Origin of the sequence: Microbulbifer variabilis, assembly GCF_020524905.1 — a bacterium.
GTDB lineage: Bacteria > Pseudomonadota > Gammaproteobacteria > Pseudomonadales > Cellvibrionaceae > Microbulbifer > Microbulbifer variabilis_A.
In genome coordinates this window covers 117718-139117 of the sequence record NZ_JAIVKI010000013.1, presented here as the reverse complement: position 1 = coordinate 139117, position 21400 = coordinate 117718, and the positions used below count along the sequence as shown (strand labels likewise).

Genomic DNA, 21400 nt, shown 5'->3' with positions numbered 1-21400 from the left:
TAAAGATCAATCACTACTGCCAAGTACAACCACCCCTGCAAAGTCCAGATGTACGTAATATCAGTAGTCCAAACTTGGTTTTTAGTACTCGGTGAAAAATCCCTATTCAAAAGGTTCTCGGCGACCGGCAGTTGATGGTTACTGTCTGTTGTCAGTCTAAATCGCTTCTTGCCCTTTACTGCCAGTCCAAGCTTTTTCATCAGCTTGCGGATGCGATAGCGCCCAACTTCAAAGCCTTCTTTGCGTAACAGTTTCGTTAATCGACGACTTCCGAGACTTTGTCGAGATTCTGCAAATAAAGCCTTTAAGCGATGGCATAGCTGCCATGTTTGGCTATCTATTGGCCTATCACTACGGCAGCACCAATCGTAATAGCTACTCTTATTTACCTGCATTACCCGGTAGAGTACCCTAACTGGAAAGCTGCCTTTAAGCTTTTTAATAAAGCTGTATTTTATTTCATTTCTTTCGCAAAGAAGGCGCTGGCCTTTTTTAGGATCTCCTTCTCCATACGTAACTGCTTTACCTCACGTCGCAGCCGGCCTAATTCAGTTCGCTCATCAGCGCCCAGTCTCACACCACTTTCTTCTTGCTTCAGTTCCTTTATCCAGCGTCGTAGATTGTTGGTAGTGGTTCCAACAACTTCAGCTGCCTTAGAAATCGAATACCCTTGCTCGGAGACTAAGGCTACGGCGTCTTTCTTGAACTCCGGCTTGAAATGCCTACGTGTACCTTTTGTTGTCATACTTCACCTCGCTTGGTAGTTTTACCATCTTAGCGAAGTGTCCGGAAGAATTAGACCACTACATTCGGTCTTGGTTTAGTTATTGCGTCCATTTTCGGTGCATACGTTGGCAGGGTGCTTCGTAGAAAAAAAATCGGGAAAAATTACATAACAATCGCAAGCAGGATGCTCCGAGCTTTCAGCCCTCCACGGGCGTTAAGTATCCAAGATAATTATACATTGTTACGAAGAAATGGGAGAAAGAGTCGAGTTTGACTGTAAGGGTCACAAGAATATCTACGAGTGTCCAGATGACCCTGTTTCCTATATCCCGAAGTTCGATGAATTTAGTCTCATTGTCCATGATGGCGGTAGTAGTTCTATTTCTATCAAGTTTTGTCCATGGTATGGCCTAGAGCTACCAGGCTCTAAGCGAGATGAATGGTTTGATAAGCTTGAGAGTATGGTTTTGATGATTCCCCTGAACAAAATCTACCAGAGAAATTCAATAGTGATGCTTGGCATCGAAAAAATTAACAAGCGCATGTTGTTCGCCGCTATCGCGACCTGACAACTTACGCTATGCTTCAGCCGCCGCAAATGCGAAGGTTAGGCGAAAAAAAGATTATGTGGAATTTAAGTAAATCTGAAGTATTGGATGGTTATCGGTTTGTTGTTCAGAAGAATGACAAAGCTATTTCTTATCGTGAAGCGCTGGAATCATTAAAAATCGACGAAGATTTTCGTAATTTTTTCATTGCTTCGTTACAAGAATTACCGTTTGAGTCATTTAGGTGGGAAACTCCCGGATATACTGAAGGAACATTGGATCAAGAATTTGAGTTTGTAGTTTTAAATGATCCCTCAATAAATCGTAAAGCTAATTCTAAACCGTTTGAATCATATATATCGGATACAGATAAAACGGTCGTATCTTTCCAAAGCTTGGGGAAGGATGCCCACCTAGTAGTTCCATCATGTCAAAATCAAGCAGCTAATTACTGCCATCTTGCATCATTTACGAGTACAGCGCCTATCAGTCAGCAGCAAGACCTATGGCGTCTAGTCGGTAAAGTGGGTCTTGAATTGGCGTCAAATATACCTGTGTGGCTTAGTACTGCCGGTGGTGGTGTAGCATGGCTACACGTTCGTTTTGATACAAAGCCGAAGTATTATCATTATTCAAAGTTTAAACAATCGCCTAACAAGTGAGTATGGTACCTTGTCAATAATTCAAGCCATTTTTTCATGCCAATAAGTGTTGGTTTTTACCATCGTATTTAGCATGATAAGTAGCTTCCTCATGCATGCGATAAGGGCTACTTTCGTTGGTTTACCAGCAGCGACCAGGCGCTCATACATTGGCTTTAATTTAGGGTGACATTGTATTTCCGACATCATAGAAGTAAACATAATCGTGCGTACATGATGTCGCCCACCTCGAATATAGCGCTTACCCTGGAAGCTGCCGCTATCGCGATTCATCGGGGCGACTCCTACAGGTGCTGCAATCTCTTTGGAAACCTTTCCCCATTAAGTAGACCTCTACCTTTTGATTCGGGTACGGAAAAAAATGATCAAAAACCCCACTTCTTAGCGCAGTGATTTGCCTAATAAAAATACTGTGCTAACTTCCCCAAGTATGGATCAGTCAAAAGATGAGCAATAAGCAGGGCTCCATACCCTTATCCAGAGGATGAGTCGCCCTGCAGCTTAATGTGAGTATTAGCGAGATTTAAAAATTAAGATTCGATGGTTCCCGGAGTCAGTAATAAATAAGTTATTTTTATAGCCAAAAATTCCCGTGGGCTCATTTAGAGTAGATGCTGTCGGCGATTCAGCTTCATCCGGATATCCAATACCGTTTTGATTTGCATCATTTGCGGTAAAATTAGTAAAACCATTCTGACCTAGAACTCTGTCTGCAGGTTCAAAATTTGTGGTTGGCCACTTGTCCCAAATCAAAATTCGATTATTTTTGCTGTCAGCAACAAAGAGTTGAATTCCATTTGACCAAATTCCAGTTGATGGTTCGTTAAAAGTGAACTCATTGACGGGCCATTCTATGCCTTCTTTGTTTGTTAACTCCTTATTTCTACTTGTGAAGTCCAGTTGTCCTAGAACTACATCTGCAGGCTCAAAATTTTTGCTGGGGAAATTTTTCCATAGAAGAATGCGATTGTTTCCGCTGTCTATAATTGCTAGTTTTTTTCCATCACTCCATACATCAGTAGGTGAATTGAAAGTATTTGCAGAAGGTCCATCCAGGACGCAATCTACTAACGATGTCTGACCGAGCACTAGATCTGGAGGCGTGTTGTTATTATCTGGTTGCGTGTTCCAAATCAAAATCCTATCGTTTCCTGCATCGGTGACTAGAATTTTTTTATCCGCAATAGAGGCTCCCCAACTAATCCAGAGTGCCAGGCTCACACAAGGGGAAATATCATCTTCACCAATTGTTAATGTCAGAGAAGGTATCGCCCCCATCCCAATCGTTATTCTGTCATAAATAGAGATAAGCCTTTCTTTATATTGTGAAATTAGAAGGTTATTACTATCAAAGCTTACATCTGATGGGCCAAATAATTCCTGTCGTTTGTCAGATAGGGTGAGAGTATCCAGTCCATCCTTACCTACCGCCATATCTGCAGGAGCGCCATTAATGGTGGGGATAGAGTTAAAGACTAACACCCTATTAGAGGATGTATCTGAAATATATAGTTTTCCTTCATTGTCAACACTTACATCGCCGCTGGGTTGAAATGAAAAGTTTTTCGCGCTTATTCCTACATCACTGCTAGAAAAGTTATCTTGACCAATAACAACTTTTGCGGAGTCAAAATTCTCAAAATATAAAGGGATAGTAAAAGTACTGCTATATTGCGATATTTTGTTACCTGCCTGGTCATTAACATCAATGCTAATGTCGCGGTCTTGGCCAGACTCCCAGGTGGTATCGGGTTTAATGGATAATGTATCATTCCTAACATTGGTTTCAGACCAAGCAATGGTATAGCCATCTTCAGTAAGGCTACCAGTCAATTGAAGACTTTCGACATCCATAGACTCTGAGAAGAGAACCTTGATTATGTCGTCATTCTCTAAGCGAACCGTCCCTGGAGTAAAATTGACAACAGAGGGGGGCTGCGTATCTATCTGATAAAAGGCAACAACCTCTTCCATGCTGTTATCAGCATCAATTCCTGCATTAATGACTAAGGTATATTCTGATAAATTTACCCACCCCGCTTTTGGATTTACTATCAGTGTATCTTCATCAAGCTGAGTAATCACTCCGTCTTCACCCATAGTTCCAGATAACGTAACATTATCTAGTTGAATGGAAGTACTGAAGTTCAGCTGAATATCCTCATTTGGCCCAATGATGCTGCCGCTAGCTGGCTTGAGGCTTACTGAAAGTGGTTGAGTATCACTGCCAGGCCCATCCGTTGTTGGAGGTGTAGTATCAACGCCCTCAGAACCATTATCGGAATTAGTTTCTGTGCCATCCCCAGAGTTATCTCCAGAACTATTTCCATGGCTACTTTCGGAATCGCTGTTTGTTGAGTCACTACCCCCTGAGCCGCCACTACAGCCATAAAGTGATGAGGCGATTGTGACACAGAGTATTAACTTTAGAATACGATCTTTCATACTTACTTCCCTATTACAAAACTCCTGGAATCAAAGAGAAAATTATCAATTGAAACTGTCGTGCTAAATTTGGATGATTCCTGAACCAAGATTACCGTTTTACCATTTGAAAGTCACTTTTTTAATAAAATCTAAAAGTTATATTTCATGCTGAAAGTTTAGGAGTAAAAGCCCCAAGTTGACTTCTTACCATGCCTCTTAATCTATATTGATGGTCGATCACATGACTATAGGGATTTTTTAGAGTGATTGTATTAAAAATAAATGTCTGCAATTTATAGATTGGGTTTGCCGGCTTAAGTGGTTTAATTAATGATTTTTATTATTATGATAAAGGTTGTGAAAAAAGCATGAATTTTCTTAGCAGGTTGTGAGTTGTTTGGTTTATTTTGATGTAGGTAAATTTACATATTAATTAATACATAGGTAAACCACCACCTCTGACGGTGAAACTTGACAGGGCTCTGCCGTTCCGGCGTATAGAATGAAAAATATGGCCTCCATGAACCGGCACGTTCTATAAAGGAGGCCATATGCGAGATTGGCAGTACCAAGCTCACATGAAGCATTATTGCAGGTACTGCGTGGTATTTGTGCCTAAGTATCGAAAGAAAGCATTATTTGGAACATTTTGACGGGAGATCGGAGCGATATTTCTAGACTTATCTCGTCAAAAGAGTATTGAGTTGGTTGAGGGGTGCGCAATCAGGGATCACATTCATATGTTGTTAATGATTCCTCCGAAGTTCAGTGTTTCCAATACGATTGGGTCTTTGAAAGGGAAATCTGCGATCCAGATATTTTGAAAGTACAAACATATACAGAGAAATTTTTCAGGAAGATACTTTTGGGTCTGAGGATACTGTGTAAGTACAGTGGGGCTCGATGAGCAGATGACTCAAGAGTACATCAAGAATCAAGAGGTTAAAGAGCACCGTCAAGAGCAGATGTAGCTGGCGGGATTGTAACTAGCCCCCTTTTGAGGCTTTCACCATACCACCCGCTATGCGGGTAGTTGCTGATTCCATGTGACATTCTATTTGTGATAAAGCCAAACTAAATACCTGAATTACTTCAGTAGCTTCTCAATGGTTTTGATTAAGTTATCTGTGGTGAAGCCGAAGTACTGCATCAACTCATGGCCAGGTGCTGACTCACCAAAAGTACTCATTCCTACAATGCCGCCTTCAAGGCCGACAAACTTGTACCAATAGTTTTTATGGCCGGCCTCCTCTGCCACACGTGTGCGCACAGATGTAGGCAATACAGACTCGCGGTAGGACTCCTTCTGCTCCATAAAGGCTTCTACACAAGGCATGGAAACTACGCGAACTCGCTTGTCGGTAAGCTTTTTCTGGGTGGCCACGGCCTGTGATACCTCGGAACCGGTAGCAATAATAATGACCTCAGGGGTGCCTTCGCAGTCGGATAGTACGTAGCCGCCTTTTTCAATTTGAGCCAGTTGCACGGTATTGCGCTTCTGCGGTTCTAGTTCCTGACGGCTAAATACCAATACGCTTGGTCCTTTCTTGCGAGCGATTGTCATTTTCCAGCTCACTGCAGATTCAGTGGTATCGCAGGGGCGCCAGGTATGTAGGTTGGGTGTGGAGCGCAGAGTACCTAGCTGCTCAACAGGCTGGTGGGTTGGGCCGTTTTCACCGAGCCCGATAGAGTCGTGGGTGTAGATGAAAATAACGCGTTGTTTCATTAGTGCGGCCATTCGCACGGCACTGCGGGCATAATCCATGAACACCAAGAAGGTTGCTCCATAGGGAATGAAACCTCCATGTAAAGCTATGCCGTTCATCATAGCGCTCATACCAAATTCACGTATACCGTAGTGAACATAGTTGCCAGAAGCATCTTGGGCACTTATGTTTTTGGAACCGGACCAAAGACTGAAGCAGGGGCCGCTTAGGTCGGCAGAGCCGCCGAGAAGCTCTGGCAACAGCGGGGCGTAAGCATTTAATGCGTTCTGGCTCGCCTCACGAGAGGAAATTTTCTTCCCATCTTTTTGGCACAGTTTGATATACTCATCGGCTTTAGCAAAGAAGCCTACCGGCAGTTCTCCGCTCACGCGGCGCTCAAATTCAACAGCTAGATATGGAAATTCTTCGCAATAGTTGGATAGGATACTTTTCCATTCGTCATTCTGAGCCTCACCCTTTGCTTTTGCATTCCATCCGGCATAGATATCTTCAGGAATCTCAAAAGGTGCGGGAGTCCAGTCGATGGCCTTGAGAACCAGGGCGATTTCGTCATCACCCAATGGTTCGCCATGACATTCTTTACGGCCCTGCTTGTTGGGAGAACCAAAGCCGATCACTGTCTGACAGCAGATGATGGTGGGCTTATCTGTTACTGAGAGAGCTTTCTCTATCGCAGATTTGATGGCGGTGGCGTCGTGACCATTTAAGTTGGGGATGGTATGCCAACCATAGGATTCGAAGCGCTTAAGTGTATCGTCTGTAAACCAGCCTTCCACATCGCCATCATCAGAAATACCGTTGTCGTCATAGAAGGCGATCAACTTACCCAAGCCCAGAGTGCCGGCTAGAGAGCAGGCTTCATGGGAGATACCTTCCATCAGGCAGCCATCTCCCATAAATACATAGGTATGGTGGTTTACCAGCTCGTAACCGGGGCGATTGAAATGTGCAGCTAGCGTTTTCTCTGCCAGTGCCATGCCCGCTGCATTGGCAATGCCCTGGCCGAGGGGGCCGGTTGTGGCTTCAACGCCTGGTGTATAACCATACTCTGGATGGCCAGGGGTCTTGGAATGCAACTGACAGAAGCTCTTTAGTTCCTCGATTGATAGGTCGTAGCCGGACAGATGTAACAGTGAATACAACAGTATGGAGCCGTGGCCGTTGGAGAGCACAAAACGGTCCCGGTCGGCCCATTTAGGGTTTGCTGGGTTATGTTTCAGATAATCATTCCACAAGACTTCAGCAATATCCGCCATACCCATAGGTGTGCCTGGGTGGCCACTGTTGGCTTTTTGGACTGCATCCATGGACAGTGCGCGGAGTGCGTTGGCCATGTCCGTGCGAGAGTAGGTAGAAGGCATAAGAGAGCTCACTCATCTTAGGAATGGCTGCGTCGTTAAATTTAGAGCAGGGAATATTCTCCCGGAATTAGAAGATTGACTGATCTAATGAGGGTCAGTTCAAGCGCTCACAACACCTTTGATCAACGGGATTCATGTGATAGTCACATACATAGACCACATCTTGCTCTAAGGCAGAGTACTATTACCTTTTTTGTTCTTTCACGATATTTGTGTGCTGTAATGCTAACCCCGTTATCTTAGCCCTTATCAGGAATCTCTGTGCTTTTGGATAGAAGTTCCTATGAATCCTTTAGAACTTGGTGTCAATTAAAAGGTTTAGCAAAGCAACAAAGCTGCCGTGGTTTGAGATAAAACAATAGCTGGCAGTGGAATTTTCTTGTTTTCCCAATATTGGCACAGGGATTTGTAATCAAATACCTCATCGGCTAGAGCTACTATTGTTTTGATTGCCTGAAAAAGGCAGACGATTCGGCCAGCGGGTATAGCTACTCTCTTGTGGATTGGCTGCGAGATAGTCTTTGGATACTACCTTGCATCCAATCCACACAGTAGATTAGAACGGTAACTTTGCGGAACCAAACTTTTTTGGGGTAGCTATCCCTAATATATGATTACTTCAAGGCGCCCATTTGCTTTAGGAAACCATATTTATCCCAGGTGACCCAGGTCTCAATGATTTTTCCATCCTCAATCTTGACGAACTCTACGGCATCATAGGTGACTGTTTTCTTTGTAGGGGGTTCTCCCATGAAGGAACCAACATGATTGGCTTGAATAACTACATGGGTAGCTACCAAATTATCTTCGGCTACTTGTATGGTGTTAAGTATTTTTACATTTTTGAATGCGGCATGAAATTTTTCTATTTCGGCTTCTACTTCCTTTAAGCTATGTTTTTGCCGGCCCTGATTGGGATTTGTGGCAGAGTCGAGGTGACTTATATAATCGGAAGCAAACAATGTTGTTGGATCTATGTCGGCCCCGCTTAACCACCAGTCAATCGCCCGCATCGCGATTTCTTTATTTTCCTGGGGGTTGTTAGATTGTGCGATAACGCCATTGGCGATGCCGAATAGACAGAATCCTATTATTAGAGTAAATGGGATAAGACGCTCAATCATTTAAAATTCTCCATTTGTTCATTAATGCATAACTGATATACGACGACATAAATAAGTGATTGATGAAAATATTACAAAGGATATTAAAGGCAAATAAGCACATTGATGTAACAACTGTATTCACCCGGTATTCTAATCCCGTTTAAATGAGAAATTCCACTCAATAATTGCGGTTAGCCTAAATAATTTGACAATTACGCCGTCACAGATCTATTCGTTGGTGATAGGGCTTATTGTGCGCAGGGCAGTGATAGCTCTATAGATGGTGGTAAGGATTACTGTTGATAAAGGATTGAAAATTATAGCAATGAAGTCCGCTAGATGAGTGAGTGGTTTACTAAGCAATAGGATTTTAATCTCATATGGTAAACTTTGATTTAGTCTTAGGCGAGGCTAACGAATCAAAAAGGTAGTGCATTTTGGGTTCCGGGCAGCATTTGCTAACGTGCCTATTTATCTGCAATGCCTCAAACAGTTTCATTCTTTGCGAGAATTGTGAAAGTGGATAATTTGTATATATTTCAATAAGGCAAAATAATATTCCTTTGAACCCCATAAAAATCAGGCAATTCTTCATGGAGTTCCTTTGGCTGGAGTTCTGTACTTTACAGGTAATCAAGGAAGCGATACTTTGCTGTCCTAGGGTTGCCTTTTGCAGTAAAGGTGATGCGGAAGTCAGGCAGTTTAGGTGGTGAGGTATTCGAGGCACTCCCTTACCTCAATGAAGAAAAACACGGTTGAATAGATTTATGATTGGAATACTAGCGGGAATGGGGCCACGCTCAACAGCACCATTTATAGATGCGGTGATAGATCAGTGTCAAAGTTTGTACGATGCGAAGCTTGATGAGGACTTTCCCCGTATAATGATTTTATCGCTTCCTACCCCCTTTTACATAGATCGGCCGATTGATCACAACTTAATGAGTCGAACCATAAAAGAAGGTTTGCTCCAGCTTCAAAAGGCTGGGGTGGATTTTATTGCGATGCCATGCAACTCAGCTCACCTCTATTATGAGGCACTTTCCCATTCGATCAATGTTCCATTATTAAATATTGTTGATGAAACGCTTTCTCATCTGAGTGGAGCTGGTCGTGCTACGATATTGGGTACGCAGGGAACATTCGATTCAAAACTCTATCAAGCTGGCTTTTCAAAAGCTGGAGTGGATTTTTATTTTAATGAGGCGTGGCAACCTAGGATTGATAACATCATCTCTCTGATCAAGTCTGGGAGTATAGGAACAAATGCAGCTAATGAGTGGAATAAGTTACTTGTTGACTTGCGGGAAGAGGGGGTTACTGAAGCAGTGATAGCTTGTACGGATATAAATGCTGTTCTCTCCTATGATGAAACCAGCATAAATTTAGTAGACTCGACAAAAGCTTTAGCTGAAGCGACGGTAAGGAAGTATTTAAAGTTAAACAGCCGGTAACGGGCAGGAGTATTAGGTTGCGAGAAAGAGTAGCGGTGCGGCTATCATTACACCTAATACACATCTTCTTGTTTAATGAAGTCAAATAAACAGGTGGACACTCCTACGTCAATTGGTTTTTCAAGTTGATATCTCTAGTTTCCTATGCGGTTCGTGACGTTATAGACCATTACTAGTTTACCTATTTGAAAATCGCCTCGATAGTTGCATGAGGCGATGGAATTTGCAGTTTGGAAATCGGGTTGCTGGTGAGGGGTATTTACGACGGTCAGACGAGGGCTACGAGCATTAACTCATTCCCAATAAGTATTGACCCTCTTAAAAAAGTTATTTCAATATTCCCAGTTGCTTAAGAAATCCATATTTATCCCAAGTTACCCAGGTTTCCTTAATTTTACCATCCTTAATCTTGACGAATTCCACTGCATCCCAAGTGATAGTCTTTTTTGTCGGAGTCTCACCCATAAACGAACCGTTATGTTTGGCACTAATAATTACATGGGTAGAGACTAAGTCACCTTCAGCGGCCTGCATTGAATTAAGCAGTTTTATATCCTCGAAGGCAGAATGGAATTTTTTGACTTCTTCCTCGAATTCTTTAAGGTTACGTTTTTGAGGTCCAGCACTGGAGTTTGTAGCGGAGTCTAGATTATTTATATAGTCTGAAGCGAAAATTGCTTCTGGATTGATATTGGTTCCACTTAGCCACAGCTCTATTGCCTGCATAGCGATTTTCTTATTCTCTTGCAGGTTGTTGGATTGTGCGATAGCGTTACTAGTAATTCCAAATAGGCATAGAAATATCGTTAATGCCAAAGGTAATAGACGTTTGATCATGTGGATTCTCCAGACATTTTAAAGAAGGCAATAGATAATGTTGGCTTCAATATATAAATAATGGTGGGTAAGGAAGTAAAATTTCTAACGCAAAGCATGGATGTTAACCTAAGGAATCGCACGGAGTATAATACAGTTTGGCAATAACATTTTCTTAACCTTGCTCGGGAAGTAGAGAAGTCGTTAATAACTTTGTATACCGGTGGAAGCAACAGCTGTATTTTGAACAAGAGGAGAGAGGCCAGTAAGTTTTAAGGTGCCAATGCTAATTTCGATGACAGCACTTATTGATTATTTATTTAGGTTGTTGATTTAGTGGCTCGAAAATCCACAGGCCCCATATCCTGAGCTCCTCAATAGGCTAAAAGCTCAACCTCTCACGTAACTTGGTGGCTGGCCTTCTGGCAACCTCGATCTCCTTTCCGTCTGACATGGTTATTAGTAATCCACTATTAACCCATGATTCAATATCTTTAATAAAGTTCAGGTTGATGATTTGTTTTCGGTTTACACGAAAGAATATTTCAGGGTTCAATCGTTGCTCAATTTTGGCTAAAGACTTATAGATAAATGGTTTGCTATCATCGAAGAAAACTTGTGCGTGATTGCCGCAGTTTTCAAAGTAACGGATTTTCCCGATTTCTATCAGCCAGCAACTTTCGCCGTCTTTAATAAATATTTTATTGTGAGCATCTAAGTAACTTACTGAATTTCTGGGAGGTTGAGATGGTATATCACTAAATGTCTTATCCAGGGCTCGTTTCAGTTTCTTAGGATTGATTGGTTTTAGTAAATAGTCCAGAGCATTTACTTCAAAAGCTTGTATCGCATATTCATCATAAGCTGTTGTAAAAATCACTTGAGGAGTAGAATCCAATCTTTCTAGAATATCAAATCCATTGCCATCAGGGAGATTGATATCCAGGAACATTAAATCGGGCTGCTTTTCAGCGATAAGAGAAATTGCTTGTTCGCAGTTTTGTGCCTCTGCAACCAAGTTAATATGCTTGTGTGATTTGAGTAACTCTCTCAATTCATTTCTTGCGAGCCGGGAATCTTCAACAATAATTGCTTTCACTTCTTATACCACACATTGTAAGGGAGATTCAGGGATGAAGCACAGGGCAATCACTTGAGCACCTTGTTGCTTGATTTCAAATTTTGATTCATCTCCATACTGTATTGCTAATCTTTTTTTTATGTTAATTAGCCCCAATCCTGCACCCCTGTTATAAACATCTCCAGACGGATCATATTCAGTCATGCTTGTTACTGATTTACCCATCTTTAAAGTGCCGGGATTTGATACAGAAATAGCAATATTATCATTTTCTTTATGCACTCTAATTACCAGTTCGCCGCCTTGTTTGGTTTTCTCAATACCATGGCGTACAGCATTTTCAGCAAGGAGTTGTATCAGAAGTGGTGGGATATGCTTGCTTAATAAATCGTTGTTTACATCGAGTGTGAATGAGAGTCGCTCTTCATATTGAATTTTTATTAGCTCAATATACTGACAAACGATTTCTAACTCATCTCTTAATGGTACAGTCTTATGTTTATGGGCCAATAATGTATAGCGTAGGAGATCAGAGAGGTTGGTTAACATCTCTCTTGACCTGGTAGTATCTTCAAGTATTAGTGCGCGAATATTATTCAATCCATTAAAAAGAAAGTGAGGATTTAGTTGCCCCATTAGCGCGCTCATTTTTACTTCATTGAGTTGTAGCTTAAGTTGCGTTGCATCTTGCTCTGCTTTACGCAATCTATCTTGATTTACCGTTGCAAGGTAAATTAGAGACCAGGTTAACATAAGTAGGATAAGGATAAGCCAGCTATCAAACACGGCTTCCCAGAAAGTGCGGATAACTATATATCCCTCAGATTTGTAGTAAGCATATATGATACTTACTGCGATACAGGCACATATATATCCTAGGAAGATCGAAGCGGAAAGCAAATATCCCCACTGTTGATACCAGCTTTTATCAAAAAGATTAAAGCGATATATTATTTCTCGGACAATAAGAGTGGAGAGTCCAACGGTTAATACTACTGTTACTATGTGTATTGCGATCTTGTCAAGATGATCCTGAGTCAGTAGTCCCAGTGAGAATGTATTTACAAGTGAGAATATTGCCCAGCCACCAAAATGATAGGATAGGAACTTTACAGAAGGAGTGGGTGATTTTAGAAAATCCATGGAGTATGTATATTAATAACATGGCTCCTAAATTAGGAGCCATAGGTTGAAATTCCTTATTATGACTAGAAGCGTTCATTTAGCCATGATGACATTGTATTCAGCGCAATTGGTGAAAAGCTCTCTTCTATTTCGGCATATTCTGAAAATGAGCCATTTTGTGCTGATTGAAAAAGGTGGTTCATTTTTTCTAGTTCAATAGTTTTGAAGTCCTTGTGGCCAGCGCTACTTAGTACTGATTGTATATTACTCAGATTCATTTTTGCATCAACTTGAAAATCCAATGATCCATTGAGAGCTAGCAAAGGTGATTTTATCTGCTTTAAATAAGATTCAGGGTTGAACTTAAGAAAATAACGGAACCAAAGTGTAGAGTATTCCTTCTTCAGTTGTTCAACCTGATCATCCAGATATTCTTCCTTTGTACCTTCGAGCTTGACGCTTTCGTAAAGCAGCTTATCTATTTCACCATTGATACTCTCTTTGACTCCAAGTTGGCCAATTTTTTCAAAAATCTCTTTATCTAACTGGCTAAGTCTTTTCAGGCTTTCTTCTGGTAAGCCTTTAAACTTACGATCCCGATACCATTGATCAACAATCAGTTCTGGTATTTTAACGCCTGGGCCAGCAAGCAGGATTGAAAATGCGATATCATCTCGGCTGCTAGCAACCATTGGTGCTATCATACCACCTTCACTATGCCCAATTAATCCAACCCTACCTTTGGGTAGATCTTTACGGCTGTTTAAATAATCTACAGCCGCACTGGTGTCACTAGCAAAATCTTCGCTGGTTGCTGCTCGGAAGTCACCACTGGAACCCCCAATGCCGCGGTCGTCATAGCGAAATACTGCATAGCCTTGCCGTGTCAGGTGATCGGCGATTATCGCGAATGGCTTATGGCCAAACAAGGTTTCATCACGGTCTTGAGGACCTGAGCCACTGATAAGAACGGCGGTTGCCTTGATATTTGACTCTGGTTTAGTCAGTGTCCCGGAGATGACATTGCCTGTCGTAGGGTCGTTAAAGCTTACTTCCTCGATGCTATACGGAAAAGGTCCTTGTGGTGTCTGGGGTCGATTATTTGGTTTATTCTTTGCACTTTCAGATGTCCTACTAAAGTTCATAGGCGTTGCATTTTTTTGACCGATAGAGCCAAATACAAGGTCTACAGCTGTACTATAGGTGCCTTTGTACTTGATTCGTAAGTCTTTTACTTCGAAAGTGATACTATTGTCTTGGATTTCCAGCATTGAGAGCTCTAATCCTTTCTCGCGCTGCGAGGGGTTATCCAATGTTCCGATCCATTTGCCGTTTTCTTCCTCAAGATGAATGACTATAGGCAAATTTCCTTCTTCAGAGATTTGAGCCACTGTTCTCCAGTCGCCTTCCAGATTTTCAGCCATCGCACTGGTTGAAATCAGGCCGATTGCGAGTATTAATGATTTTATTCGCCACTTGGTTCCTACGAATGTGGTTTTGATAGGCTGCATAAGTTTTCTTCCTTACATGCTTATTGAATGGTTGGCATTCTAGCGACTGACTTGTTCGATGTTACGAATTTATTACCAGTGGTTTCTTAAGGTTGGTGAGCGGTCAGGAGAAGGGATGAACGGAATGGGCTTATCTCGAAGCAAAAGCAGTGAATTTGTACCAATTCATGACGAGATGTTGCTTTTATTGGTTTATGGATCTACTGGTATTCATGAAAGTATCTGAGGATATAAGATATATCATTTACTTAGCCATATCAGGTGGATTTTCAGTTAAGAAATTCTATCACTTTCCCCAGTGATATTTTGGAGGAGTATAGCCCTCAATTTCGAGAAATTTTATTAAATGATCTGGGTGGAAGATGGTTTCAAAAATTTTCTCTGTCAATCCAGATCGATCTTCGGAAAAGTATATATCAATATCCTGAGCCTTAAAGGTGTTATCAAGTTGGATAGTTCTGAGTACACCTGAGTTATATGAGTTGCGCCAATAAATCCATAGTTGGTTTTTATTGCCGTTAATTTGTAGGGAGGCTGCTTTAGGGTGTAACTCAACAATTTGGGTTACAAACTTTCCTTCAGGCTGACTGAGAGTTACTAAGAATGGCCCGCCACCATTACCAAAGAGGTTAGAAGGGCCAGACTCAATTTTATCCATAATACCATCGTTATTGAGATCTTGTTCAAGAAAATAACCAGTATCTGCGGCGGCTGCCGAAGCTACCATCAGTAGGCTACAAAAAATAAAAATGGATCTAAGCATAATTATACCAACTGAATGATGTTGTTTTCATGATCGATACGTGCATTAAAGTTAAGTACATGAGGGCAAGATTGCCATTGTTTCGCCATTGTATAGAGCATCCATTGAAGTAAGTCTGAATTTTCTGGATAGAAGAGGACGTTCTATTATTCTATAAACCTGTAAGTTGGGGGGGGGATACTAGATAGGATCGAAATTACAGTCAAATACTAAAATTTAATCAGAATGGGCTTGATTTAAATATTGTCTATGTTTGGTTATCAGGAGGTATAGAATCTACCCTCCTGTTGGACTCATTTATGAGACATTACTATTGTCTGTAATAGAGAGGTTCAGCGACTCCTTTTTTTGGAGATGAAGGATCGCAAATTAATTATCTTACCAGGCCACATAATCACTAACGGTTAACTTATAATGACGGATTTCATTCATATGTCTTTTGGCAAAATCAAGAAAAATCGCATTATGATAGCTCTGGGGCCTATCGTAAAAATTGATGTAAGATTGTGCACATTCTGCCAGTCCAATTTCTCCTATATTATTCTTTGAGTCCCTATAAACAATCATTTTATTCCGAGCAACGGATATATAGTTGTCGTAGTTGTGTTTGCTAGTTATTGCCCCCTTATTGTTTGATGGGGAGCCTTGCAATTGAGAGCGTATAAGTTCTTGATGTGCAACATCGATTTTTCTATCAGGTCCAACGTTGACTTTTTGAGGGAGGATTCGAGCGTCTCCTGCAAATGCGACAAGATTACTGTATAAGGCATGCTCCTGGTTACTTCCTAGTAAGCTGGTTAAATTTCCCTGCACACCAAGATTGCAGAAGTGAGCAGCATCGCAACTACTAAATGAAGTTACCGGTAAAGTACCCATTAATTGATTTTTATCAAATGTGTATCTAGAAGTGTTTCCCTTTTCTCTTATACCTGTACCTACTTGATCAGTGGCCTTCAGACTCACAAAGTTCAAATAAGGCGTGTCTGTTCCCGTCCTGGAATATATCTGATCAATCAATATTTTAAGTGTAAGCGCATAGTGAAAATAGGTAACCAGCCTCTGTTCAGCATGTGTTTCGAGTGCTGAACTTAATGATCCGGAACGGACAAAGTTTGTAACAGGATTTACCTTGTTTCTGGCCATAAGGTTATTCTTACTTTAGGTTATGTGTGGAGAACTACAAAATTCTAAGGGTTAAAGTTGAGTAGGCATCTTTTAAAGCTATCATGGCCGATTTCGATGATGATCTAGTTGATACATACCATGGATTACTTTTTGTGGATGAATAATATGATGTTTTATTGGTTTTGTTTCGGTTGATTTCTTACGCAGGATTACAGAGGGTCGCCTGTTAAAACCTTGTCGATGTGTATTGGGGCAGGTTCTAAGTGGGCATCAACAGATAGCTTCTATATCTCCAGGATTGAGAATGTCAGCTAACACTGGATTAAGAACTACTATAACTACACTTTGTTATTGGCAGTGTTCTAGCGGCGAGGAGGTTAGTATTAATGGCGCGTAAGTACTCAATTAGTTAGTGGAACCTCAGAGTCTGCTCCTTACATTAGTATTGTGTTGAGACTTCTTTCTTTGATGGTACAAATATCTTTAGGGTAATGGAGACATACATGTGTCCTATAACTCCAGAGCGTGTTGTAGCAATTGATGCCTACTTTCGAGCCTGTAATTATCTCTCTGCCGGCCAGTTATATTTATACAAGAATCCTCTTTTGAGAGCTCCTCTAGAACCCGAACATATAAAGAGAAGACTTTTTGGTCATTGGGGTACCTCCCCTGGATTAAACCTTATTTACGCTCATCTGAACCGATTAATCCAGGATACTGGTGCCAGGGTACTATTTATATGCGGACCTGGTCATGGCGCTCCGTCTATTAGAGCGAACTTATACCTGGAGGGAACCCTAGGGAGTATTGACAGTAGTTTGGGCCTTGATAGCGCTGGTTTAGAAAACTTTTTTAGAGGCTTTTGCTGGCCTAGAGATGCACCAAGTCATGTGAGCGCTTCGACCCCAGGGGCAATTCATGAAGGCGGAGAGCTGGGATACTCTCTGGCTCATGCTTTTGGAGCTGTATTTGATAACCCGGATCTTATCGCTGTGTGTGTGGTGGGAGATGGTGAGGCCGAGACTGGGCCTTTGGCTGCAAGTTGGCATTCTAACCGGTTCATAAACCCTCGGCGAGATGGCGCCGTGTTACCGCTCCTTCACTTGAATGGCTTTAAGATTTCCAGCCCGACAGTATTCGGGCGTATGGACAATTCCAAGATCATTCAGTTCTTTAGTGGATGCGGATATATCCCTCGCATTGTCGAAGGGGATACTGAGGATCTGATGCATGGAGCCTTATGGAAGGCTTTGGACTGGGCATATCATGTTATTCGACAAATTCAGAGTGAGACTCATGCAGAAAGTCCTAAGGATTGGCCCATAATTATACTCAAATCACCAAAAGGATGGACTGGTCCAAAATTTATTGATGGAGAAAAGTGTGAGAACAGTTTTCGATCTCATCATGTGCCAATGCTGGATGTGGCAAGTAATAATGAGCATCTCAATATACTTCGTTCATGGTTGTTGAGTTATCGACCTGAAGAATTATTTGATGAGAATGGAACACCTGTGGATAGAGTTCTATCTATCTTACCGAGTACCGAACTGCGCATGGGATTTAGTCCCTATGCTAACGGTGGAAAAATTCTGAAAGCGCTTAATCTGCCGAACAGTAAAAACTATGCAGTAAATCTATCAGCTCCAGGAAGTATTAATCTTGAGGCTACTAAAAGCTTAAGTGCGTTCTTGCGGGATGCTATAAAAGCAAATAGAGACAACTTCAGAATCTTCTGCCCAGATGAGCTGAATTCGAATCGTTTAAACCACATATTTGAGGTAACCGGAAGAGTCTATCTGGGAGAGATTTTTGATGGCGATGAAGCTTTGAGCGCTGAGGGGAGAGTATTGGAAATTTTAAGTGAGCATTTGTGTCAGGGGTGGTTAGAAGGTTATCTATTGACTGGCCGTCACGGAATATTTCCCTGTTATGAGGCTTTTGCTTTGATCGTTGACTCAATGCTGAATCAGCATGGAAAGTGGTTAAAATCGTCTGGTGAAGTTTTTTGGAGAGCGCCGATAGCTTCTCTCAATTACTTGTTGACCTCCTATGTCTGGCGACAGGATCACAATGGCTATACGCATCAAGCACCTGGATTCATTGAATCTGTTGTCCAGAAGAAAGCCTCTCTTTCCAGGATATATCTGCCTCCCGATGAAAACTGTCTTCTACAAGTAGTGGAACATTGCCTGAAAAGTAAACATTGTATTAACTTGATTATATCAGGCAAGCAACCAATGCCCCAGTGGTTAACGTTTGAACAGGCGAGAGCGCATTGTGAAAGCGGGATTTCAATTTGGGAGTGGGCCTCCAATGATACTCAAACTCCAGAAGTGATTATGGCTTGTGCGGGAGATACACCTACACTAGAAACCTTGGCGGCTGTAAGCTTAATTAGAGATAAGATTCCAGGATTAAAACTAAGAGTTGTTAATCTGGTTAACCTCTTCACGTTACTTCCAAATGATGAACACCCTCAGGGTGTCAGTAATAGTAAGTTTGAAAAAATATTTGGGCGTGATGTGCCAGTCATCTTTGCATTTCACGGCCATCCCAGGGTTATACATGGACTTATTTATCGAAGGTTTAATCCACAACGATTTACAGTTCGAGGCTATATTGAGGAGGGAGGAACCACTACACCATTTGACATGGTTGTTTGTAATCTTATAAGTCGCTTTCATTTGGCTATAGAGGTTGCTCATGCGGTGTCAAAATATCATCATAACGTGAGCGATCTGATTACTGAATGCCAACTGAAGCTAAAACAACACTTGGCTCATATTTCTATTTATGGGGAAGATCTCCCTGAAGTGAGAGGCTGGCGGTGGAATAGTTATATTGAATAATCAAATTTGACTTTAAGGTATAGTTTTTTAGGAGCGGCTGGTTGTGTTTTTTTGAAGTCAATATTTGTTGTCTTTTTCCATTATATTAACTTTATCTCCCCGATGTAATCGAAAGTTAAACATTATTTTAAATAGATTTTTTTTTACCTATTTTGTGTGCATTAATTGTCGTCAAGAAAGGTAACTACGTTTGGGTGTGAACTCTTTCCCAGCATAAAGAATTCCCTCAATAATAGCTTAAGGTAGCTGAATCTTATCTCCGTCAAAACTTCCTGATACTTTCTTGTTCATGGTATTTGCTGTCTTTTTAGTTAAATACATCAGAATTGGAGCGCTCATTGAGTTGTTGTCGTTAAGATGGTTTGTATGGTTTGGGTTGCAAAAGTTTAGGCTCTCATTGAGGTGACCTGTCATTAATAATATTGTATATATTTTTTGTTTCATTGACGGTTTAGATAAAGTTGTGCGCTTTAGCTTGCTTTAACAAGCTGTCCCTAAAATCTGGGTGAGCAATATTAATTAGGGCATGGGTGCGTTCGGTGGTTGACTTACCCATAAGTTGGCAACAACCGTATTCAGTAACGACGTAGTCAACATCAAGTCTAGAGTCTGTTGTGATTGTATTTAAACGTGGTACCACTCGAGAAATCTTCCCTCCCTGTGCCGAAGAGCTGCTTGCCAATATGGTCTTACCATTTCTGGAGTAATAGACACCTCTAATGAAATCCAGTTGTCCGCCCACACCAGAAAATTGATGATCGGTGAATTCTGCATTCACCTGCCCATTGAAATCGATCTCAATAAACGAGTTGACTGATATCATGTTATCTATTTGAGCAATTGTCTGCGGCTCATTGACGTAAGAGACCGGGAGACAGGCCATTGAAGGATTTCCGTCAATAAAGTCATACAGTGCCCTGTCACCTATAGCGAATGTGAAAACATTGAGATGGGTATTAAGCGTTTTTCGTGAATTATTAACAGCGCCAGATTTGATCAGGTTCATCATGCCTATAGTGATGACTTCCGTGTGTATCCCAAGGTCCTTCTTATGAACCAATTGCTCGCATACGGCATTGGGAACACCACCAATCCCCATTTGAATGGTGGCACCATCAGGTATTAACGGCGCAATATAATCGCTGATTTTTTTGTCCAGTTCAGAGGTTTCTCTCTGTGGCTCTTCGATTAATGGAATGTCGTTTTCTATGATTGCATCTACTTCGTTAATGTGGAGTAATGTTTGCCCAGAAGTTCTCGGCATATTCTTATTGACTTCTACAATCAATCGGTCCGCGTGCCTGGATAGTTCAATCGCATAATCCCCGCTAGTGCCAAAGTTGAAATATCCATATTTATCCATTGGGGACACTGTAACGAGGAAGGCATCCAAGTTAACTTGATTTTTTATGATTTTAGGGTATCGACTGAAGGAGATAGGAACATAATTAATATATTTTTTACCCTTGGCGAAACCTTTTTTGGCAAGCTTGACCTCGTCTTTAGTGAGCATGGATGAAAAAGGTCTGACGCGGTCTAATAAATCTTCCTGAAATATGGTCTTCATAGCGATGCCGCCGCAACGCATGTAGTACACCTTAAGCTTCTTTATGTCGTCTGCCCGAACTCGCTTTTCTAAAGCCTTTAGTAAGGCCGGTGGCGTGGCTACACGCATGCCCATAGAGATGATACTTTCGCTGGGTATTGCGGATATGGCGTTATCGGCTGAGGTCAATTTTCTATGGTATTGGGCTTCGTAGTTCATAGTACGCTAAATTCACCGTTAACTTATTTATCTTCTCTCAGGGCCCTTAGGCGCTTTATGGCCTACTAGCACTGGACTTAAAATAGATTATTTTTCCGGTCTCGATAGTGAAGTAAGGGCTTCGATAGCGTTCTCGGCTAATACTAGGGCTTATTTATAGTGGCTGTTTTATATTGTCGTGATTTGTTGCTATTTATTGAGAAATTGAAAGGTTATTTACGGCGATACTATTTAAGGCTATCAGGTTCAGTGTGAACAGGAAGTGTCGGTGGGAAAAAGGAGAGGTTATGAGGCAGGAAGAGGGCTAGAGAATCCTATTGACCTTGACTGCAAATTCTTATGATGGGCTGG

Annotated in this window: 17 protein-coding genes and 1 pseudogene; 5 read left to right on the top strand and 13 right to left on the bottom strand. The window is 41.5% G+C overall.

All coding sequences use genetic code 11. The features are described from left to right. On the bottom strand, positions 1-443 hold a 443-nt coding region (locus tag LC073_RS15020; RefSeq protein ID WP_319004731.1), incomplete at its 3' end, for an IS3 family transposase. An 11-nt stretch (positions 444-454) separates the two neighbouring features. Beyond that, positions 455-745, bottom strand: a complete 291-nt coding sequence (locus tag LC073_RS15015) for a transposase (protein WP_226648085.1) — start codon at positions 743-745, stop codon at positions 455-457. A gap of 208 nt (positions 746-953) precedes the next feature. Here LC073_RS15015 and LC073_RS15010 point away from each other — a divergent pair, with 208 nt between their 5' ends. Both LC073_RS15010 and LC073_RS15005 read left to right on the top strand, forming a co-directional pair. Further along, complete coding sequence (locus LC073_RS15010; RefSeq protein WP_413231453.1) at positions 954-1295, top strand: DUF6980 family protein; 342 nt, start codon at positions 954-956, stop codon at positions 1293-1295. A gap of 56 nt (positions 1296-1351) precedes the next feature. Continuing rightward, positions 1352-1936 carry a DUF6940 family protein gene (locus tag LC073_RS15005; protein ID WP_226648081.1) on the top strand — a complete coding sequence of 195 codons (585 nt, stop codon included), beginning with the start codon at positions 1352-1354 and terminating at the stop codon, positions 1934-1936. Between the two features lie 21 nt (positions 1937-1957). Here LC073_RS15005 and LC073_RS15000 read toward each other — a convergent pair. Together LC073_RS15000 and LC073_RS14995 are read right to left on the bottom strand one after the other, a co-directional pair. After that, a pseudogene (locus tag LC073_RS15000) lies at positions 1958-2254 on the bottom strand (transposase); the annotation flags it as partial. A gap of 195 nt (positions 2255-2449) precedes the next feature. Next, complete coding sequence (locus LC073_RS14995; protein ID WP_226648080.1) at positions 2450-4381, bottom strand: Ig-like domain-containing protein; 1932 nt, start codon at positions 4379-4381, stop codon at positions 2450-2452. A gap of 641 nt (positions 4382-5022) precedes the next feature. On the opposite strand from LC073_RS14995, the gene LC073_RS22000 reads away from it, so the two are divergent. Continuing rightward, a complete protein-coding gene (locus LC073_RS22000; RefSeq protein WP_413231452.1) occupies positions 5023-5187 on the top strand; it encodes a transposase in 165 nt (54 codons plus the stop codon). 263 nt (positions 5188-5450) lie between these two features. Here LC073_RS22000 and tkt read toward each other — a convergent pair whose 3' ends face one another. Next, positions 5451-7451 carry a transketolase gene (gene tkt, locus LC073_RS14985; RefSeq protein WP_226648078.1) on the bottom strand — a complete coding sequence of 667 codons (2001 nt, stop codon included), beginning with the start codon at positions 7449-7451 and terminating at the stop codon, positions 5451-5453. A gap of 614 nt (positions 7452-8065) precedes the next feature. Then, positions 8066-8575: an ester cyclase gene (locus LC073_RS14980; RefSeq protein WP_226648076.1), complete on the bottom strand. Its 510-nt coding sequence runs from the start codon at positions 8573-8575 to the stop codon at positions 8066-8068. A gap of 749 nt (positions 8576-9324) precedes the next feature. Here LC073_RS14980 and LC073_RS14975 point away from each other — a divergent pair. Beyond that, positions 9325-10011, top strand: a complete 687-nt coding sequence (locus LC073_RS14975) for an aspartate/glutamate racemase family protein (RefSeq protein ID WP_226648074.1) — start codon at positions 9325-9327, stop codon at positions 10009-10011. Positions 10012-10338: 327 nt separating this feature from the next. Here LC073_RS14975 and LC073_RS14970 read toward each other — a convergent pair whose 3' ends face one another. The 6 genes from LC073_RS14970 to LC073_RS14945 all read right to left on the bottom strand — a co-directional run bounded on the left by LC073_RS14970 (position 10339) and on the right by LC073_RS14945 (position 16450). Next, on the bottom strand, positions 10339-10848 hold the full coding sequence (locus tag LC073_RS14970) for an ester cyclase (protein WP_226648072.1): 510 nt from the start codon (positions 10846-10848) through the stop codon (positions 10339-10341). A gap of 361 nt (positions 10849-11209) precedes the next feature. Beyond that, the gene (locus LC073_RS21825) at positions 11210-11926 is read right to left on the bottom strand and encodes a LytR/AlgR family response regulator transcription factor (RefSeq protein WP_226648071.1); all 717 of its coding nucleotides are present in this window, start codon (positions 11924-11926) and stop codon (positions 11210-11212) included. A 3-nt stretch (positions 11927-11929) separates the two neighbouring features. Continuing rightward, entirely contained in the window at positions 11930-13051 is a 1122-nt protein-coding gene (locus tag LC073_RS14960) for a sensor histidine kinase (RefSeq protein ID WP_226648069.1), read from the bottom strand. Between the two features lie 65 nt (positions 13052-13116). After that, entirely contained in the window at positions 13117-14544 is a 1428-nt protein-coding gene (locus LC073_RS14955) for an alpha/beta hydrolase family protein (RefSeq protein ID WP_226648068.1), read from the bottom strand. A gap of 286 nt (positions 14545-14830) precedes the next feature. Beyond that, the gene (locus LC073_RS14950; RefSeq protein ID WP_226648066.1) at positions 14831-15307 is read right to left on the bottom strand and encodes a hypothetical protein; all 477 of its coding nucleotides are present in this window, start codon (positions 15305-15307) and stop codon (positions 14831-14833) included. A 378-nt stretch (positions 15308-15685) separates the two neighbouring features. After that, positions 15686-16450 carry a hypothetical protein gene (locus LC073_RS14945; protein ID WP_226648064.1) on the bottom strand — a complete coding sequence of 255 codons (765 nt, stop codon included), beginning with the start codon at positions 16448-16450 and terminating at the stop codon, positions 15686-15688. 473 nt (positions 16451-16923) lie between these two features. Between LC073_RS14945 and LC073_RS14940 the strand changes: the two genes are divergently transcribed. Next, on the top strand, positions 16924-19284 hold the full coding sequence (locus tag LC073_RS14940; RefSeq protein WP_226648063.1) for a phosphoketolase: 2361 nt from the start codon (positions 16924-16926) through the stop codon (positions 19282-19284). A gap of 451 nt (positions 19285-19735) precedes the next feature. Here LC073_RS14940 and LC073_RS14935 read toward each other — a convergent pair whose 3' ends face one another. Continuing rightward, complete coding sequence (locus LC073_RS14935; protein WP_226648062.1) at positions 19736-21049, bottom strand: acetyl-CoA hydrolase/transferase family protein; 1314 nt, start codon at positions 21047-21049, stop codon at positions 19736-19738. Between the last annotated feature and the right edge of the window lie 351 nt (positions 21050-21400).

Bases quoted from the DNA above. Each gene is read 5' to 3' on its own strand.
- LC073_RS14955 (WP_226648068.1), bottom strand. From the start codon at position 14,544: ATGCAGCCTATCAAAACCACATTCGTAGGAACCAAGTGGCGAATAAAA.
- LC073_RS14995 (WP_226648080.1), bottom strand. From the start codon at position 4,381: ATGAAAGATCGTATTCTAAAGTTAATACTCTGTGTCACAATCGCCTCA.
- LC073_RS14975 (WP_226648074.1), top strand. From the start codon at position 9,325: ATGATTGGAATACTAGCGGGAATGGGGCCACGCTCAACAGCACCATTT.
- LC073_RS14940 (WP_226648063.1), top strand. From the start codon at position 16,924: ATGGAGACATACATGTGTCCTATAACTCCAGAGCGTGTTGTAGCAATT.
- LC073_RS15005 (WP_226648081.1), top strand. From the start codon at position 1,352: ATGTGGAATTTAAGTAAATCTGAAGTATTGGATGGTTATCGGTTTGTT.
- LC073_RS14970 (WP_226648072.1), bottom strand. From the start codon at position 10,848: ATGATCAAACGTCTATTACCTTTGGCATTAACGATATTTCTATGCCTA.
- LC073_RS15015 (WP_226648085.1), bottom strand. From the start codon at position 745: ATGACAACAAAAGGTACACGTAGGCATTTCAAGCCGGAGTTCAAGAAA.
- LC073_RS14980 (WP_226648076.1), bottom strand. From the start codon at position 8,575: ATGATTGAGCGTCTTATCCCATTTACTCTAATAATAGGATTCTGTCTA.
- LC073_RS14950 (WP_226648066.1), bottom strand. From the start codon at position 15,307: ATGCTTAGATCCATTTTTATTTTTTGTAGCCTACTGATGGTAGCTTCG.
- LC073_RS14945 (WP_226648064.1), bottom strand. From the start codon at position 16,450: ATGGCCAGAAACAAGGTAAATCCTGTTACAAACTTTGTCCGTTCCGGA.
- LC073_RS14960 (WP_226648069.1), bottom strand. From the start codon at position 13,051: ATGGATTTTCTAAAATCACCCACTCCTTCTGTAAAGTTCCTATCCTAT.
- LC073_RS14935 (WP_226648062.1), bottom strand. From the start codon at position 21,049: ATGAACTACGAAGCCCAATACCATAGAAAATTGACCTCAGCCGATAAC.
- tkt (WP_226648078.1), bottom strand. From the start codon at position 7,451: ATGCCTTCTACCTACTCTCGCACGGACATGGCCAACGCACTCCGCGCA.